This is a genomic window from Pseudorhizobium xiangyangii, from assembly GCF_020531965.1.
Taxonomy (GTDB): Bacteria; Pseudomonadota; Alphaproteobacteria; order Rhizobiales; family Rhizobiaceae; genus Neorhizobium; species Neorhizobium xiangyangii.
Map to the genome: position 1 here is coordinate 94,507 of NZ_JAJAWH010000004.1, position 17,535 is coordinate 112,041.

The 17,535-nt window shown below is 61.0% G+C and carries 12 protein-coding genes; 9 read left to right on the forward strand and 3 right to left on the reverse strand.

Going from position 1 to position 17,535, the window contains the following annotated elements:
- The first annotated feature begins 167 nt into the window (after nucleotides 1-167).
- The 6 genes from topA (at nucleotide 168) to rpmG (ending at nucleotide 7,814) form a co-directional block, all read left to right on the forward strand.
- Nucleotides 168-2,834 (forward strand): type I DNA topoisomerase, encoded by a 2,667-nt coding sequence (topA, locus tag LH464_RS04675; protein ID WP_226785207.1) that lies wholly within the window; start codon nucleotides 168-170, stop codon nucleotides 2,832-2,834.
- Entirely contained in the window at nucleotides 2,831-5,203 is a 2,373-nt protein-coding gene (gene rnr / locus LH464_RS04680) for a ribonuclease R (RefSeq protein ID WP_226785208.1), read from the forward strand. The genes topA and rnr overlap by 4 nt, the downstream gene beginning before the upstream one ends.
- Nucleotides 5,204-5,214: 11 nt before the next feature.
- Nucleotides 5,215-5,667, forward strand: coding sequence for a DUF983 domain-containing protein (locus tag LH464_RS04685; RefSeq protein ID WP_226785209.1), 453 nt, complete (start codon nucleotides 5,215-5,217; stop codon nucleotides 5,665-5,667).
- Nucleotides 5,664-6,359: an NUDIX hydrolase gene (locus tag LH464_RS04690; protein WP_226785210.1), complete on the forward strand. Its 696-nt coding sequence runs from the start codon at nucleotides 5,664-5,666 to the stop codon at nucleotides 6,357-6,359. The genes LH464_RS04685 and LH464_RS04690 overlap by 4 nt, the downstream gene beginning before the upstream one ends.
- A gap of 9 nt (nucleotides 6,360-6,368) precedes the next feature.
- Complete coding sequence (locus tag LH464_RS04695; RefSeq protein ID WP_226785211.1) at nucleotides 6,369-7,553, forward strand: MFS transporter; 1,185 nt, start codon at nucleotides 6,369-6,371, stop codon at nucleotides 7,551-7,553.
- A gap of 93 nt (nucleotides 7,554-7,646) precedes the next feature.
- Nucleotides 7,647-7,814, forward strand: a complete 168-nt coding sequence (gene rpmG, locus LH464_RS04700) for a 50S ribosomal protein L33 (protein ID WP_226785212.1) — start codon at nucleotides 7,647-7,649, stop codon at nucleotides 7,812-7,814.
- Between the two features lie 693 nt (nucleotides 7,815-8,507).
- Here the strand turns inward: rpmG and LH464_RS04705 are convergent.
- Both LH464_RS04705 and LH464_RS04710 read right to left on the reverse strand, forming a co-directional pair.
- On the reverse strand, nucleotides 8,508-9,878 hold the full coding sequence (locus LH464_RS04705) for a PleD family two-component system response regulator (protein ID WP_226785213.1): 1,371 nt from the start codon (nucleotides 9,876-9,878) through the stop codon (nucleotides 8,508-8,510).
- A gap of 16 nt (nucleotides 9,879-9,894) precedes the next feature.
- Nucleotides 9,895-10,266, reverse strand: coding sequence for a response regulator (locus LH464_RS04710; RefSeq protein ID WP_142521022.1), 372 nt, complete (start codon nucleotides 10,264-10,266; stop codon nucleotides 9,895-9,897).
- 129 nt (nucleotides 10,267-10,395) lie between these two features.
- On the opposite strand from LH464_RS04710, the gene LH464_RS04715 reads away from it, so the two are divergent.
- From LH464_RS04715 to LH464_RS04725, 3 genes are all read left to right on the forward strand, one after another.
- Nucleotides 10,396-10,704, forward strand: a complete 309-nt coding sequence (locus LH464_RS04715; protein WP_226785214.1) for a DUF3572 domain-containing protein — start codon at nucleotides 10,396-10,398, stop codon at nucleotides 10,702-10,704.
- Nucleotides 10,705-10,800: 96 nt separating this feature from the next.
- Nucleotides 10,801-12,093 carry a DNA polymerase IV gene (locus LH464_RS04720; protein ID WP_226785215.1) on the forward strand — a complete coding sequence of 431 codons (1,293 nt, stop codon included), beginning with the start codon at nucleotides 10,801-10,803 and terminating at the stop codon, nucleotides 12,091-12,093.
- A gap of 108 nt (nucleotides 12,094-12,201) precedes the next feature.
- Nucleotides 12,202-13,524 carry a L,D-transpeptidase family protein gene (locus LH464_RS04725; RefSeq protein WP_226785216.1) on the forward strand — a complete coding sequence of 441 codons (1,323 nt, stop codon included), beginning with the start codon at nucleotides 12,202-12,204 and terminating at the stop codon, nucleotides 13,522-13,524.
- A gap of 10 nt (nucleotides 13,525-13,534) precedes the next feature.
- On the opposite strand, the gene dnaE is transcribed toward LH464_RS04725, so the two are convergent.
- The gene (dnaE, locus tag LH464_RS04730) at nucleotides 13,535-17,026 is read right to left on the reverse strand and encodes a DNA polymerase III subunit alpha (protein WP_226785217.1); all 3,492 of its coding nucleotides are present in this window, start codon (nucleotides 17,024-17,026) and stop codon (nucleotides 13,535-13,537) included.
- Between the last annotated feature and the right edge of the window lie 509 nt (nucleotides 17,027-17,535).

Consider the following 17,535-nt stretch of genomic DNA (forward strand, 5'->3'; position numbering starts at 1 on the left):
ATCTAGAATTGCAACAGATAGAAAATCCCCTTTAGGTTGCATGTCGTTGCGCCGCCTAATTTGGCGCTGGCACTTGACCGCAGCCCAAAGGCCATCCATGTCGGAGCCAACATTAGTCAGGGACCTTGGTATGTTCCGGACAACAGAACTCATCTTAGAGAAGCAATATGAACGTCGTCGTTGTAGAATCTCCCTCCAAGGCCAAGACCATCAACAAGTATCTCGGCCCTGGCTACAAGGTTCTCGCCTCCTTTGGTCACGTCCGCGACCTTCCTGCAAAGGACGGCTCGGTTCTGCCGGACCAGGACTTCGAGATGTCCTGGGAGGTCGATAGCGCATCGCAAAAGCGCATGAAGGACATCGCCGATGCCGTGAAGGGCTCCGACGGCCTCTTTCTCGCGACCGACCCGGATCGCGAAGGAGAAGCGATTTCGTGGCATGTTCTCGACCTTCTGAAGAAGAAGCGCGTCCTGGGCGACAAGCCGGTGAAGCGCGTGGTCTTCAACGCCATCACCAAGAAGGCCGTCCTCGATGCCATGGCGAACCCACGCGATATCGACGTGCCGCTGGTGGACGCCTACCTGGCCCGTCGCGCGCTTGACTATCTCGTCGGCTTCAACCTCTCGCCCGTTCTATGGCGCAAGCTTCCTGGCGCCCGTTCCGCCGGGCGCGTGCAGTCGGTTACACTCCGCCTGGTCTGCGACCGGGAAAACGAGATCGAGCGCTTCGTTTCCGAGGAATACTGGAATATCTCCGCGCTTCTGCGCACCCCGCGAGGCGATGAATTCGAGGCGCGTCTCGTTTCGGCAGACGGCAAGCGGCTGCAGAACCGTGCGATCAAGACCGGCGATGACGCCGGTCGCCTGAAGTCGCTGCTCGAAGGTGCGGCCTACACGGTCGATACCGTCGAGGCCAAGCCGGTCAAGCGCAACCCAGGCCCACCCTTCACCACATCCACGCTGCAGCAGGCCGCCTCCTCCAATCTCGGCTTCAACGCGTCGCGTACCATGCAGGTCGCGCAGAAGCTTTATGAAGGTTTCGATATCGGCGGCGAAACGGTCGGCCTCATTACCTATATGCGTACCGACGGCGTGCAGATGGCACCGGAAGCAATAGACGGCGCGCGCCACGCGATCGTGGATCAGTTCGGCGACCGCTACCTGCCGGAAAAGCCGCGCCAGTATTCCACCAAGGCGAAGAACGCCCAGGAGGCCCACGAAGCGATCCGCCCAACCGATTTCAATCGCTCGCCAGACAAGGTGCGCCCTTATCTCGATGCCGATCAGGCACGCCTCTACGAACTGATCTGGAAGCGCGGCATCGCCAGCCAGATGGCGTCCGCCGAGATCGAGCGGACGACGGTCGAAATCATCGCCGACAATGACGGCCAGAAGGCCGGACTGCGCGCGGTCGGTTCCGTCATCCGGTTCGACGGCTTCCTCGGTGCCTACACGGACAGCCGCGAAGACGCCGACAAGAATGACGATGACGACGCCGATGGCCGCCTCCCCGAGGTCAACGCCCGCGAAAAGCTAGACAGGCAGAAGGTCAACTCCAGCCAGCATTTCACCGAGCCGCCGCCGCGCTATTCGGAAGCCTCGCTGATCAAAAAGATGGAAGAGCTCGGCATCGGCCGGCCGTCCACCTATGCCGCGACGCTCAAGACGCTGAGCGACCGCGAATATATCGTCGTCGACAAGCGCAAGCTGATCCCGCATTCCAAGGGTCGGCTGGTGACGGCTTTCCTCGAGAGCTTCTTCACCAAGTATGTGGAATACGATTTCACGGCCGACCTCGAGGAAAAGCTCGACAAGATCTCTGCCGGTGAACTCGACTGGAAACAGGTCCTGCGCGAGTTCTGGCAGGATTTCTTCGCCCAGATCGAAGACACCAAGGAACTGCGCGTCACCAACGTGCTGGACGCCTTGAACGAAACGCTGGCACCGCTCGTCTTCCCCAAGCGGGAGGACGGCAGCGATCCGCGCATTTGCCAGGTGTGCGGCACCGGCAACCTGTCGCTGAAGCTCGGCAAGTACGGCGCGTTCGTCGGCTGCTCGAACTATCCCGAGTGCAACTTCACCCGCCAGCTTTCCTCGGACGGGGCGGAAGCGGAGGCATCCGGCCTGAACGAGCCGAAGGCACTCGGCGCGGACCCGAATACGGGTGAGGAACTGACCCTCCGCTCCGGCCGCTTCGGACCTTATATCCAGCGCGGTGAAGGCAAGGAGGCCAAACGCTCGTCGTTGCCCAAGGGCTGGAAGCCGGAAGATATCGACCACGAGAAGGCGCTGGCGCTTATCAGCCTGCCTCGCGACGTCGGCAAGCATCCGGAATCCGGCAAGATGATCTCGGCCGGCCTCGGACGTTATGGTCCATTCCTCTTGCATGACGGCGCCTACGCGAACCTCGAAAGCATCGAGGACGTGTTCTCGGTCGGCCTCAACCGCGCCGTGATCGTGATCGCCGAAAAGCAGGCGAAGGGTCCGGGCGGCCGCAGCACGCCTGCAGCCCTGAAGGAACTCGGAGATCACCCCGACGGCGGCGCAATTACCGTTCGCGATGGCAAGTACGGCCCCTACGTCAATTGGGGCAAGGTCAACGCGACCCTCCCCAAGGGCAAGGATCCGCAGTCCGTGACTGTGGAAGAGGCATTGGCGCTGATCGTCGAAAAGGGCGGCAAGGCCTCCTCCGGCAAGGCGAAGTCAAGCAAGGCGAAGACATCGGCGGGCGCAACGAAGAAGGCCGCACCGAAGACAAAGTCTGCCGCTAAGCCCAAGGCAGCCGCGAAGAACACCGCAAAAACGACGACCAAGGCAAAGAAGACGGGTACGTGAAAACACCGCGCGACAGGACGAATGCCCCGACCGGAAACGGCGACAAGCCGAAGAGCAGGCGCACCGACAGGCGCGCCAATGGAGAGCCCAAGACATCGGGCTCTTCCATCATCCATGGCGCCGTCCCGCCGCGTGAAGTGCTTCTCGAATTCATCGCGGACAATCCGGATCACGCCTCGAAACGCGAGATTGCCAAGGCCTTCGGCCTGAAGGGCGAGACGCGAGTCGAGCTCAAGGACCTGTTGCGTACTCTCGAGGATGAAGGCCTTCTCAAAAAGAGCCGGAAATCGTTGTCGCGACCCGGAGCACTTCCCCCCGTCACGGTCCTCGACATCACCACACGCGACAAGGACGGCGAGTTGATCGGCCGGCCGGCGGAATGGCCTGATGATCAGGGGGCAGCACCCGCCGTACTGATCCGCCAGTCCTCCGAACAGCGCGGCAAGGGGAAGGCACCGTCAGCCGGTCTCAACGACCGCGTGCTGGCCAAGATCTTTACCAACAAGGACCGCGCCGGCCCGGCCTACACCGCACGCGTCATCAAGATCATCGACCGCCGTCGCGGCGCTTCGCTGGGTGTCGTCCGCATGATGCAGGACGAGATCCGGCTCATGCCGATCGAGCGGCGCGGCGACGAGATGGTGATCGAGCGCGACAGCCTCGGAGATGCCAAGGACGGCGATCTCGTGGAGGTCGAAGTCGCCCGGAGCGGACGATTTGGCCTTCCGCGCGCACGCGTCCTTTCTGTCGTTGGCTCGGTCGCTTCCGAAAAGGCGATCTCGATGATCGCCATCTATGCGCACGGCATCCCGCACATCTTCCCGCAGGCCGTTCTTGACGAGGCGGAAGCTGCCCGACCCGCCACCATGTCCAAACGCGAAGACTGGCGCGACCTGCCGCTGATCACCATCGATCCAGCCGACGCAAAGGATCATGACGACGCCGTCTACGCGGAAGCCGACACCTCCCCCGACAATCCGGACGGCGTTATCGTCACGGTGGCGATAGCAGACGTGTCCTGGTACGTCCGCACCGGCTCGCCGCTTGATCGCGAGGCGCTGAAGCGCGGCAACTCCGTCTATTTCCCCGACCGGGTCGTGCCGATGCTGCCGGAACGGATTTCCAACAACCTCTGCTCGCTTCGCGAGGGCGAGGACCGACCGGCGATCGCCGTGCGGATGACGTTCTCCAAGGAGGGGCGCAAGGCCGGCCACACCTTCCATCGCATCATGATGAAGAGCGCGGCCAAGCTCTCCTACCAACAGGCGCAGGCGGCGATCGACGGCAACCCCGACGAGAAGGCTGCCGCGCTTCTGGAGCCCATCCTGAAGCCGCTGTGGCATGCCTATACCACGATGAAGCGCGGCCGCGACCGTCGCCAGCCTCTCGAACTCGACATGCCCGAGCGCAAGCTCATGCTGAAGCCGGACGGCACGGTCGACCGGGTCTTCATCCCGGATCGGCTGGATGCGCACAAGCTCATCGAAGAGATGATGATCCAGGCAAATGTCGCCGCCGCCGAAACGCTCGAGAACAAGCGCCAGCGGCTGGTCTACCGGGTGCATGATACGCCCGCACTGTCCAAGCAGGAGACGTTGCGCGAATTCCTCGCAACCATCGGGCTTTCGATGGCGAAGGGCGGGGAGATTCGGGCCAATTCCTTCAACGGCATTCTGGCCAGGGCTCTCGACACGCCACACCAGACGATGGTGAACGAGATGGTGTTGCGGTCGCAGAGCCAGGCGATCTACAGCCCGGAAAACATCGGCCATTTCGGCCTGAACCTGATGAAGTATGCACACTTCACCTCGCCTATTCGCCGCTACGCCGATCTCATCGTGCATCGTGCGCTGGTCGGCTCGCTCGGGCTGGGCGACGGCGGGATTACACGGGAAGAAGAAGCGGCGCTCGACGATATCGCCGCGGAGATCTCGACCTTTGAACGGCGCGCGATGGCTGCCGAGCGGGATACGATCAACCGCCTGATCGCCCACTACCTCAGTGAACGCGTCGGCGAAGAATTCGAAGGCCGCATCTCCGGCGTCACCAAGGCCGGTCTGTTTGTCACGCTTCCGGCCTATGGTGCGGATGGATTCGTTCCGATATCGACGCTCGGCACGGACTATTTCATCTATGATGAAGCTCACCAGGCACTCACCGGCGAAAAGACGGGTCTCGGCTTTCAGCTCGGGGATTCGGTCGACGTGAAGCTGGCAGAGGCCGTGCCGCTTGCGGGCGCCCTGCGCTTCGAGATGCTGAGCGAGGGCAGGAAGATGCCCACCGCCACGCGCTCGTTCCACAAGGCGGGACGGAGAGATCGTTCTCAGCGGCGCGTGAAGCCGGGAACCAGGCCACCACGCGGTCGATAGGAGTCACGTATATGCACAAGTCAGGCGAGCAGCCGATTCAGTACGGTGGGGTTCCGGAAGCCGAACGGCCGCCCATGCGCTCGATTGGACGCGGCATGCGAAGCACCTGCCCCGCCTGCGGCACGGGCAAGCTCTTCCGGGCGTACATCAAGCCGGTGGACAACTGCGGCGTCTGCGGTGAGGAAATCCATCACCATCGCGCCGACGACCTGCCGGCCTATATCGTCATCGTCGTGGTCGGCCACGTCATGATGACAGGTTACATGCTGACGGACATGGCGTTCCGGGTCTCGCCCTGGATACATCTGGCGATCTGGGTTCCCATCGCGGTCCTGGCTGCGTTGCTCAGCATCCAACCCATCAAAGGCGGCGTTATCGGGCTGCAATGGGCGCTGAAGATGCACGGGTTCGGCAGCAAGCACGGCGACGGGCCTGAAGGCCGTCATGGCGGTCCCCACGAATGACCAGCCCAACCGTCGACTCCGTGCCATTTGCGGTCGACACCCCTGATCGCACCGGTAGCGTCGCGTTGCGTCCGAAGGACGCCGCGTCCATCATTCTCCTCGACCGGACGAGCGGAACTCCACGTTTCCTGATGGGCCGGCGCGGTAGCGGCCACGCCTTCATGCCCGACCTTTACGTATTCCCGGGAGGTCGACGCGATCCGCGTGACCACGCCCTGCCCTTCAGGCGCGATCTTCATCCCCTCGTGACCGAACGCCTGCTGTCCGGGTCGACAGGCCGCAGAACGGTGACGGGCGCTCGCGCCCTGGCACTGGCAGCCATCCGTGAACTGCAGGAAGAGACCGGCCTTTTCGTCAAGGACGCCAAGGACGAGGCGGACCTGCTTCTCCTGCGGTACATCGCACGCGCCATCACCCCGCCCGGCAATGTGCGGCGGTTCGATACCCATTTCTTCCTCTTGCCGACGGACGAGGCCGGCATCGCCACCACGGACCTTCGCGATTCAGAAGAATTGCAGGATCTTCGCTGGGTTGGCCTGGACGAGGTGCCCGACCTGAATGTCCCGCGCATCACGCAGGCCGTACTCGGCGACGTGAAGACCTTGCTTGATACCGATCCCACACTTCCATACGGAATGCCCGTGCCCTTCTACTCCATGCGCTACGGACGGTTCGTCCGGACCCATATCTAAAGAGCCCGAATGCCCCAGCCCCAGTACGACTCGAACGGCCACGTCGAAGAAATTCACTGGCCCTCCCTCGTGGCTGCCATCTCCGCCATCAGTGCGGTCGGCATTGCCATTGGCCTCGGCTTGCCGTTGCTCAGCATCATCCTCGAGAAGCGGGGCATATCCTCCACGTTGATCGGCCTCAATTCCGCCATGGCGGGCGTTGCCGCGATGATCGCAGCCCCGATCACCACGCGGCTCGCCCATTCCTTCGGCGTTGCCAACACCATGCTATGGGCCGTGCTGGTCTCCGCTATAAGCGCGCTCGGCTTCTACTATGCCGAAGCCTTCTGGATGTGGTTTCCGCTGCGCTTCGCATTCCACGGAGCGACAACCACACTCTTCATCCTGTCCGAGTTCTGGATCAATGCCACAGCTCCGCCGCGGCGACGTGGCCTGGTCCTGGGGATCTATGCGACCGGACTGGCCGTCGGGTTCGCCATGGGGCCCCTTCTCTTCTCGGCCATCGGTAGCGACGGCATAAGACCGTTCCTGATCGGCTCAGCCGCCATTCTGCTTGCCGCGGTGCCGATCTATATTGCAAGGCGCGAAAGCCCGGTGCTCGACGAAAAGCCCGAGCGCCACTTCCTCCGCTACATCTGGCTCGTCCCGACGGCGACGGCAGCCGTCTTCGTCTTCGGCGCGGTGGAAGCCGGCGGCCTCGCCCTGTTTCCGATCTACGCGGTTCGCGAGGGCTTCACCGAATCGCAGGCGGCGCTTCTCCTGACCGTGATGGGGATCGGCAACATGATCTTCCAGATTCCACTCGGAATGTACTCCGACCGGCTTCGCGACCGGCGACCGCTGCTGGCGGCAATGGCGGTCACCGGCATGGTCGGCTCGCTTCTTCTTCCCTTCCTGATCGAGGACTGGGTGCTGACGGCCGTCGTTCTCCTGTTCTGGGGCGGATGTGTTTCCGGTCTCTATACGGTCGGCCTCGCCCATCTCGGATCACGACTCACCGGCGCGGACCTGGCGGCAGCCAACGCTGCGTTCGTCTTCTGCTATGCCGTCGGCACCGTGGCCGGCCCGCAGGCCATCGGGGCGGCGATCGACATCACCGGCAATAGCGGATTTGCACTGGCTCTTGCGGGATTCTTTGGGCTATATGTCCTGCTTTCCCTGGGCCGCCTCGTTTTTAAGGCGAAACGGACTTGACTTTTCGGGCGCGATTTGTAGTTTCGCGCCAGATTTCGCTGTGGGCTCCATTCGGCCGTCCACGGCTTCATTTTTCTTAAAGGCAGAACCATCATGGCGAAAGCTACGACCATCAAGATCAAGCTGCTGTCGACGGCTGACACCGGTTTCTTCTATGTGACGACAAAGAACAGCCGTACGATGACGGACAAGATGACCAAGACGAAGTACGATCCGGTCGTCCGGAAGCATGTCGAGTTCAAGGAAGCCAAGATCAAGTAAGATCGGCTTTCCTGGCTAAAGCGGGGCGCGGGCTGAAAAGCTACGCGCCTTTTCTTTGCCTGGAATTTCTATTGAGGCCAAAAGAAAAGCGCCGCTCCAGATCTGGAGGCGGCGCTTTTTATTCGGGGGTCGATCGGCTGCAACGCGGCACGAGGAACCGCTTGTGATGCAGACCGATCGACCGACCCCACGACCCAGGAGATGCGGCGGACCTGAGCATCATGGGGTATCTCTCCCTCTCGGGAAAAACACTTTAACTCAACTAAAAATCGCGCATATGCGAAACAAAATCAACATAATATTGCTCGCGGAGCGCGCTACCTCCGATGTTGGTTAAGATCGTAACCACCTGATCTGCACTGATATTAATAGCCCACCTACACAACATAACGGCCTGCAGACTCCGTGGATTTTTACTTAACTTATATTATAGAGGCTATCCGCAGACTAACCTCTGTCATTCTTGTGGAGTAACGGGATGCCGTATAATTCACATCTGCTAATTTACGCTCAGCTATCTCACTGGAATTACGTGAAAAACGTTTTAAATTCGGGGTCATTCGGCATTTGTACTGTGCAGCTGCACAAAGGCAGCACGCAGCCGAGAGCGCGTTCACGGCTCACCACGATCTTGTGACGATATGTGAGTGCCATTGCGGGCGGTTTTCCGCCGTCCAGCTTCGGTGACTGATGTCAGGCTGCGGCGGAAACGACCCGATTACGTCCGCTATTCTTGGCCTCGTAGAGCGCCTTGTCGGCCTGCTTCAACAGCTGTTCCGGCGTCTCGGCACCCGCCGCGTTGCAGGCGATGCCTATCGATGCGGTAATGTTGACCGCAATGCCCGACGACCTGATCACAAAGGGCTGGTTTTCGATGAGCCCGCGAAGCCGCTCCGCAATCACACCTGCCGCAACGGCATCGGTGTCCGGCATGACGACCACGAATTCTTCGCCACCATATCGGCAAGCAAGGTCAGCGCCGCGAACTGTGGCGCGTACGCGAGCGGCAAATTCCCTCAGGACGTCGTCACCGGCATCGTGCCCATAGGCATCGTTGACCTGCTTGAAGCGATCGATATCGGTAATGCATACGGACAGCGCCCGCCCCCTCGCCTCCGCCCTGTTGAACAGCGTTCGCAGATGGCTGTCGAGGTAGCGGCGATTGTTCAGTCCCGTTAGTCCATCCGTCACGGCGAGTTCGATGGTCTGGCGCACATTTACCCGCAGGCGATCGTTATAACGCTTGCGCTTGATCTGCGTGATGCTGCGCGCGACAAGTTCATTGGGATCGATCGGCCGTACGATATAATCGTTGACCCCAAGGTCCAGCGCCCGCACGATGATCTCCTCCTCGCCCTGCTCGGTCACCAGAAGGAGCGGCAGGAAGCGGGTGCGCTCCAGGGAACGGAGCTGCGAGCAGAGGCGCAGAGGGTCGTAATCGTCGAAATTGGCATTGACGATAACGAGGTCGAAACTGTTTTCGGCTGCCTCGAACAACGCAGCCTGCGGATCGGACATGGCCATTACGTTTGCCACCGGCTTGAGAGCCTTGATGATGCGCTCCTGCGAGTTGGCGCGACCATCAACCAGGAGAACCTGCCTCGGCTCGTCCCGTCCATCCATGCCCTTCAGCATGTCCTCTATGCCGATGTTCTGGGCCGTCTCCGCCCGTATGCGCAACTCGTCGCTCAGCGTCTTCAGCCGCACGAGGCTTTTCACGCGTGAAATCAGTTGCAGGTCGTTGACCGGCTTGGTCAGGAAATCGTCGGCGCCCGCCTTCAGGCCACGCACGCGGTCGGCGGGCTGATCGAGCGCCGTGACCATCACAATGGGGATATGGGCGAAGCGCGGATCGGCCTTGAGACGCTCGCAGACTTCGAACCCGCTGATGCCGGGCATCATGATATCGAGCAGGATCAGGTCGACATGAGTGCTCTCGCAGATCTCGAGGGCCTTGAACCCGTCCGCCGCAGTCAGGATATCGAAATACTCGGCAAGAAGCCGCGCTTCGAGCAGCTTTACGTTCGCTGGAACATCGTCAACGACCAGTATCCGTGCGGTCATATCGAGAACTCCGGTCTCATGCGTCGCCCAGATAGGTTTTGATTGTTTCGATGAATTTCGGCACGGAGATCGGCTTGGAAACATAGGCCTCGCAGCCGCCCTGCCGAATACGTTCCTCGTCGCCCTTCATCGCGAATGCGGTCACGGCGATCACGGGAATGACGTGAAGCTCATCGTCTTCCTTCAGCCATTTGGTGACCTCGAGGCCGGAAACCTCTGGCAACTGGATATCCATAAGGATCAGATCTGGGCGATGCTTGCGCGCGAGGTCCATCGCCTCCATCCCATTGCGCGTCTGGATGGTTTCATAGCCGCAGGCCTCGATCAGATCGCGGAAGAGCTTCATGTTGAGCTCGTTGTCTTCGACAATCATGACCCGTTTGGGCATGTGCTCTTCCCCAATCCTGCCTTGCAAGCACGCCTTCAGCATATAAGTTCGCGCGCAGGCCGATTCCACTTTATTGCTGCACCGACGGTAAGGCCATTTGGTTGAAAAAGAGGTAACCAGTTCCCGGTAATGCGACATGACCCAAAAAACGTTCCTGCCGACGCACGCCACGCGGAAGAGACAGCTGTCGCAATTCTCGGCTGGCTGGCGAACGAGCCGGATATGCTTGGGCGTTTCCTTGCGCTGACGGGTGTCGATGCGCGTCAACTCCGCCAGGCCATGGACGATCCCGGGTTTCTTGCCGGTATGATCGACTTCGTGATGGGGCACGAACCGACATTGCTTGCATTCTGCGAGGCGACCGATACCAAGCCGGAGATAGTAGCGTCGGCCTGGCGCCACTATTCCAGGCCGGGCCTGGATTCCGGAGAATACTAGGCGGCAGATCGCCTACCGTGTGGATGAAGGCAGTTCAGGCATTGAACCTCTGCTACACGACGCGTAGGGTGGCTTTGTTCAACTTATGTTCCGCCAATGACGCCCGCGCCCGACATCAAAACCGGCTTCTGTCGCGACTGCCTCGCCGAGCAGAAAGCCGAGGTGCGCCGATGCCGGAGCTGCGGCAGCCCCCGCCTCGTCTATCACCCTGAGCTTTACAACCTGACGATCGCGCACATCGACTGCGACGCCTTCTATGCCTCGGTCGAGAAGCGAGACAATCCGGAACTCGCCGACAAGCCAGTGATCATAGGTGGCGGCAAGCGCGGCGTGGTCTCCACCGCATGCTACATCGCCCGCATCAACGGCGTCCGCTCCGCCATGCCCATGTTCAAGGCGCTCGAAGCCTGCCCGGATGCCGTCGTCATCCGGCCGAACATGGAGAAATACGTGAAGGTCGGGCGCGAGGTGCGCCAGATGATGCTGGATCTCACGCCGCTCGTGCAACCACTCTCTATCGACGAGGCGTTTCTGGATCTCTCGGGCACGGAGCGGCTCCACCATGATCCGCCAGCTCGCACCCTGGCGAAGCTCGCCAGGCGTGTGGAGGCGGAACTCGGCATCACCATTTCGATCGGGCTTTCCTATTGCAAGTTCCTCGCCAAGGTCGGCTCGGACCTGCAGAAGCCGCGCGGCTTTTCCGTCGTCGGTCGTGACGGTGCGCTGGATTTCCTGGCGCCGCGCCCGGTGACCACCATCTGGGGCGTCGGCAAGGCATTCAACGCGACCCTGGAAGCGGACGGCATTCGCACCATCGGCCAGTTGCAGACGATGGAGGAAAGCGTCCTGATGCGCCGCTATGGCTCGATGGGGCAGCGGCTCTATCGCCTCGCGCGCGGCATCGACGATCGCGACGTCCATCCGAACGATCCGGCCAAGAGCGTTTCCGCGGAAACGACCTTTTTCGAAGACATCTCGCGCCATGAGGATCTGGTTCCGATCCTGCGGCGCCTGTCGGAAAAGGTGTCGGCGCGGCTGAAGAAGCACACCATCGCCGGTCATACCGTTGTGCTGAAGCTCAAGACTTCCGACTTCAAGAGCCGGACACGCAACCGGCGGCTGGAAGACCCGACCCAACTGGCTGACCGGATATTCCGGACGGGCCTGTCTCTTCTCGAGCGGGAAACCGACGGAACAAAATTCCGGCTGATCGGGATCGGTGTCAGCGATCTCTGCGACCCGGCACGCGCCGATCCCCTGGATCTGGTGGATCACAATGCCACTCGACGCGCCGCCGCAGAAGCGGCCATGGACCGTCTTCGCGACAAGTTCGGGAAGGCAGCCGTTGAGACGGGCTACACGTTCGGCGACCGCCGCCGGGATCAATGAAATGTGATGAAATTGGGCGCCTGGCATGAGATCTGCCCCTCGCCTCGAAAACCTTCATTAAGTTCGCAACGCTAATATGGCCGCTCTGTATTGCGTAAGAGGTTGTTCATGTTGCATCGTTTCGTGTTCGGGCTAGGGCTCATGTCCGCGGCTATGTTGTCGCATTCCGCATTTGCCGAAGCCGAGCGCACATTGCAGATCGTGATTTCCAAGACTGCCCAGTCGATGACGGTCTATGACGGCGCCACAGTCGTCGCGACCACCCGGGTCTCTACCGGCAAGAGCGGCCATACGACCCCAAGCGGCATCTTCTCCATTCTGGAGAAACGCAAGTATCACGAATCCAACATCTATTCGAATGCACCGATGCCCTTCATGCAGAGGTTGACGTGGTCTGGCATAGCCCTGCACGAGGGGAACGTTCCGAACTATCCAGCATCTCACGGCTGTGTACGCCTGCCACCCGGCTTTGCTAAAACGTTGTTCGATATGACGCAGCGCGGTGTGCACGTCGTGGTCTCGGATGCCCCCGTCGAACCGCTCCGGATCGAGCACGTCAATCTCTTTGCACCGCTGAAGCCCTTGCAGACAGAACCCCTGCTCTCGGATATCGACCTCAGACCCACCGTGAAACGGAAGACTTCCGGACCTTACGAGGTTGCGATGAACTCTGCCGAAGAGACGCCGGATATGACCATCACGTCCTCCATATCCGGACGCGGCGAAGCGCCGCTCAAGATCCTCATTCACCGGCGCGGCGAGCGCGAAATCACCCACGACGTGCAGGTGCTTCTCAACGACCTGGGCTTCGATGCGGGCGTGGCAGACGGCATTGCCGGATCGCTGACCCGCTCTGCCATTGCGGGCTTCAAGCGGTGGAAGGAACTGCCGCAGAACGGCCCGCTCCTATCGAGCGATTTCCTGACCGCCCTTTACCGCTCCTCTGGAAAGAATGAGCCTCCGCTCGGACAGATCCTTGTGCGGCAGAACTTCGAACCATTGTTCGAGGCGCCTGTCGGGTTGAAGAACCCGGAGGTTCCGCTGGGTACCCATTTCTTCACCGCCAGCGACATCGACCGTAGCCACGAGAGCGCCGCGTGGCATACGTTGACATTGCCCAACGTCCTGACGCCCGCCGAGACGCGTCGCCTCGGCATCACGTCCGATGCGAAGCCTTCCTCCGCCGCGGCAGCGCTTGAGCGGATCGACATTCCGACCGACATCCGAGAGCGGATCGGTACGATGATGAGCGACGGCACATCGTTGACGATCACCGATCAGGGACTTGGGCTGGAGACCGGCAAGGGTACGGACTTCGTTACGCTGACCCGGTCGCAGCTACAGGTCGCCGATGCCAAGCCTGCGGCAGTCACGAAACCACAAAAGCCGCGCCGCGCCAGCGCATATCGCAACGGCGTCGGTCTCTACTGAGAGACCGGCCTTACACCAATTCGACGTCGAGCACGCCCGGCGCCGCCCGCAATGCGGCGGCGATCTCGGGCGATATCCGGTATTTTTCCGTCAGTTCGACCTCGATTTCACGTCTGCCATCCTCCTTGATGACGACAAAGGAGACCAAGCCGTCGCCCCTGGCATTCAGGTGACGGGCGACCGTCTTCAGCGGGCCTGAATCCCGCACGAAGACCCGCAGCGCCTTCTGCATCTGAACCGACTTTTCCTCCAGAGACGCCGCCGTCTGGATGCGCAGCCCGATGCCTTCCGGCCGCTCGTCCGCCTGGACGGTGATGACGAGTGACTTGCCCGGCTCCAGCAGGTCGCGGTACTGCGCCAACGCCTCGGAGAAGAGGACCGCCTCGAACTGGCCCGACGCATCCGAGAAGGTCACGATACCCATCTTGTTGCCGGTGCGGGTCTTCCGTTCCTGTCGTCCGGTCACCGTACCCGCCAGACGGCCGGCCGTTGCCCCCTGCTTTACGGCAACGGAGAAGTCCGCAAAATTCTGCACGCGCAGCTTGGCGAGCGTGGCCGCGTAGGCATCGAGCGGATGGGCCGAAAGATAGAAGCCGAGCACCTGATATTCACGCATCAGCTTCTCGGACGGCATCCAGGTATTGAACGACGGGAAGATCAGCGTCTCGGGCCCAGTTGCCGACGATGAGCCGAACATGTCGGACTGACCGCTGGTCTTGTTTTCCTGGGCGCGCTGGGCGTAACCGATAATGCGGTCGAGGCCGCCGATCAGCTCGGCACGGTCGCGTCCGAAGCAGTCGAAAGCGCCGGCGGAGATCAGGCTGTCCATGACACGCCGATTGATCTGCTTCGGATCGATCCTGAGGCAGAAGTCCTCGATGCTCGCGTAAGGCTTTTCACCGCGCACCTCGACGATGTGCTCCACCGCAGATTCGCCGACGCCCTTGATGGCGGCGAGCGCATAGTAGATCCTGTTGTCGTCCGTCTCGAACCGCCGGAACGACGTCTGCACGGAGGGTGGCACGACCGTAATCCCGAGCCGTGATGCATCCTGGCGGAAATCATTGAGCTTATCGGTGTTCGCCATATCGAACGTCATCGACGCCGCGAGGAATTCGGCGGGATAATGTGCCTTCAAGTATGCCGTCTGGTAGGAGACGATTGCGTAGGCAGCCGCGTGGCTCTTGTTGAAGCCGTAGTTCGCGAACTTGGCCAGCAGTTCGAAAATGTTCTTCGCCTGCGGCTTGGAGACGCCGTTCTTAATGGCGCCATCGACAAAGCGTTCGCTCTGCTGGTCCATCTCGGCCTTGATCTTCTTACCCATGGCGCGGCGCAGAAGATCGGCTTCGCCGAGCGAATAGCCGGACAGGACCTGGGCGATCTGCATCACCTGTTCCTGGTAGACGATAACGCCCTGGGTCTCCTTCAGGAGGTAGTCGATCGACGGATGGACCGACTCGATCTCTTCCTCGCCGTGCTTGCGGGCGTTGTAGGTGGGAATGTTCTCCATCGGCCCCGGACGATAGAGCGCGACGAGCGCGATAATATCCTCGATGCAGTCCGGTCGCATGCCGATCAGCGCCTTGCGCATGCCGGCGCTTTCCACCTGGAACACGCCGACGGTCTCGCCACGGGACAGCATCTCGTAGGTCAGCGTGTCGTCGAGCGGGATGGCAGCGAGATCCACATGGATATTGCGCTTTGCAACGTATTCGACAGCCGTCTTCAGGACCGTGAGCGTCTTCAGGCCAAGGAAGTCGAACTTGACCAGACCGGCCTGCTCCACCCATTTCATGTTGAACTGGGTGACCGGCATGTCCGAGCGCGGATCGCGGTACATCGGCACGAGCTTCGAGAGCGGCCGGTCACCGATCACGATACCTGCCGCGTGGGTCGAGGCATGGCGATAGAGGCCTTCGATCTTCTGGGCGATGCCCAGAAGACGGGCGACCACGGGTTCCTTGTCCGCCTCCTCCTGCAGCTTCGGCTCTTCCTCGATTGCCTTGGAGAGTGGCGTCGGGTTGGCCGGATTGTTCGGCACCAGCTTGCAGATCCGGTCCACCTGGCCATAGGGCATTTCCAGGACGCGGCCGACGTCGCGCAAGGCCGCGCGGGCTTGAAGAGAGCCGAAGGTGATGATCTGCGCAACCTGCTCACGGCCGTATTTCTGCTGCACGTAGCGGATCACCTCTTCGCGGCGCTCCTGGCAGAAGTCGATATCAAAGTCCGGCATCGAGACGCGGTCCGGATTGAGGAAGCGTTCGAACAGAAGCGAGAAGCGCAGGGGATCGACGTCGGTAATGGTCAGCGCATAGGCGACCAATGAGCCCGCACCCGAGCCACGGCCCGGACCAACCGGAATGTCCTGCATCTTTGCCCATTTGATAAAATCGGCAACGATCAGGAAGTAACCGGGGAATTTCATGCGTTCGATGACGCTGAGCTCGAAATCGAGCCGCTCCCGGTAGTCCTGCTCCGTGTAGCCGGGTGTCATACCCAGCAAGGCAATGCGGCTCTCAAGCCCCTCGACCGCCTGGCGGCGAAGCTCGTCGGCCTCCGCCTGCTCTGCTTCCGCCTGATCTCCCGTCGCGTCCGTGAAGCGCGGCAGGATCGGCTTGCGGGTTTCGAGAATGAACGAGCAGCGCCGAGCGATTTCGACGGTACTCTCCAGGGCCTCCGGCATGTCGGCAAACAGTGCGGCCATCTCGGCGCGGCTTTTGAGGTAATGGTCAGGCGTCAGACGGAAGCGGCTGTCGTCGGACACGATCGCCCCGTGGGCAACGGCCATCAGCGCATCATGGGCATCGTAGTCGTCGCGCGTGGGAAAGAAGGCCTCATTGGTGGCAACAAGCGGAAGGTCGTGGTCATAGGCCAGCGTGACCATCTTGTGCTCGTGGCGCCGGTCGTAGGCGCCATGCCGCTGCAGTTCGACATAGAGGCTGTCGCCGAACACGTGCTTCAACTGCTGCAACCTGGCCGCGGCCAAGGAAGGATTGCCGTCGCGCAACGCGATGTCCACCGGTCCGCCGGCTGCTCCGGTAAGCGCAATCAGCCCTCCGGTACCAATCTCCTCCAGCCAGGAATGGCAGATATGGACCGCCCCTTGTCCCTCGCCGCCCAGATAGGCACGGCTGACGAGGTCGACGAGCCGTTCATATCCGGCAGCCGTCGATGCAAGCAGAACGATGGCCGGCAACTTCGCAAGCTGATGGCCATTGCGGCGATCGTCGGCCTGATCCTCCATGTCGATCGAGACCTGACAGCCGATAATCGGCTGCAAACCGTCGCCGATCGCCTTCTGGGCGAATTCGAGAGCAACGAAAAGGTTATTGGTGTCGGTGATGGCGATGGCCGGCTGGCTGTCCGCCACCGCCTTCGACAAAATCTTCTTGAGCGGCAGAGCTCCTTCAAGGAGCGAATAGGCCGAATGGATCCGAAGATGGACGAACTGCGGCGAAGCCACTTCGCCGGTCTCACCCATGTTTTCCGCCCGATCTGCCATTCTCGTCACTCACCTCATGAATCGGGTGATTTTCGGTCGGGCGGACGCTCAAGTCCAGTTCAGACTTCGTTCGTCAACGTCTATTCGACGCGGGCCGGCACCTACATTGCCAGCATGAGCATGGACAGGCTCACAACAAAGGTTGCGATGGAAGCAAATGCGGCAATGTCCCGAATGAGATCAGTCATGGTCGTCTCCTTGTTCCTTTATGTTTTATTTTTGTTCTCTTTTCGTACCAAAGTCAACAAGAGAACAAAACAGGAATTCAAGAAACGGCGCGATGGTTAATTTTGGGGCAGAGAGACGGCAGATTTGATCCGCGACGGATCCCGGCCAAAGCTCACTCGCCCGAGGACCGAGGCGATCGGATAGCGATGAACTCTCGAAGAACGGGTCCAGAGTGGGAATGGGGCCACGTGTGGAAAATGGGATGTCGTGTCATATTGCGCCGCCCCTGCGCTCCCGCCCAGCGAATACGCACCTCAGCCCTCGGGCTAACCCATAGCAAA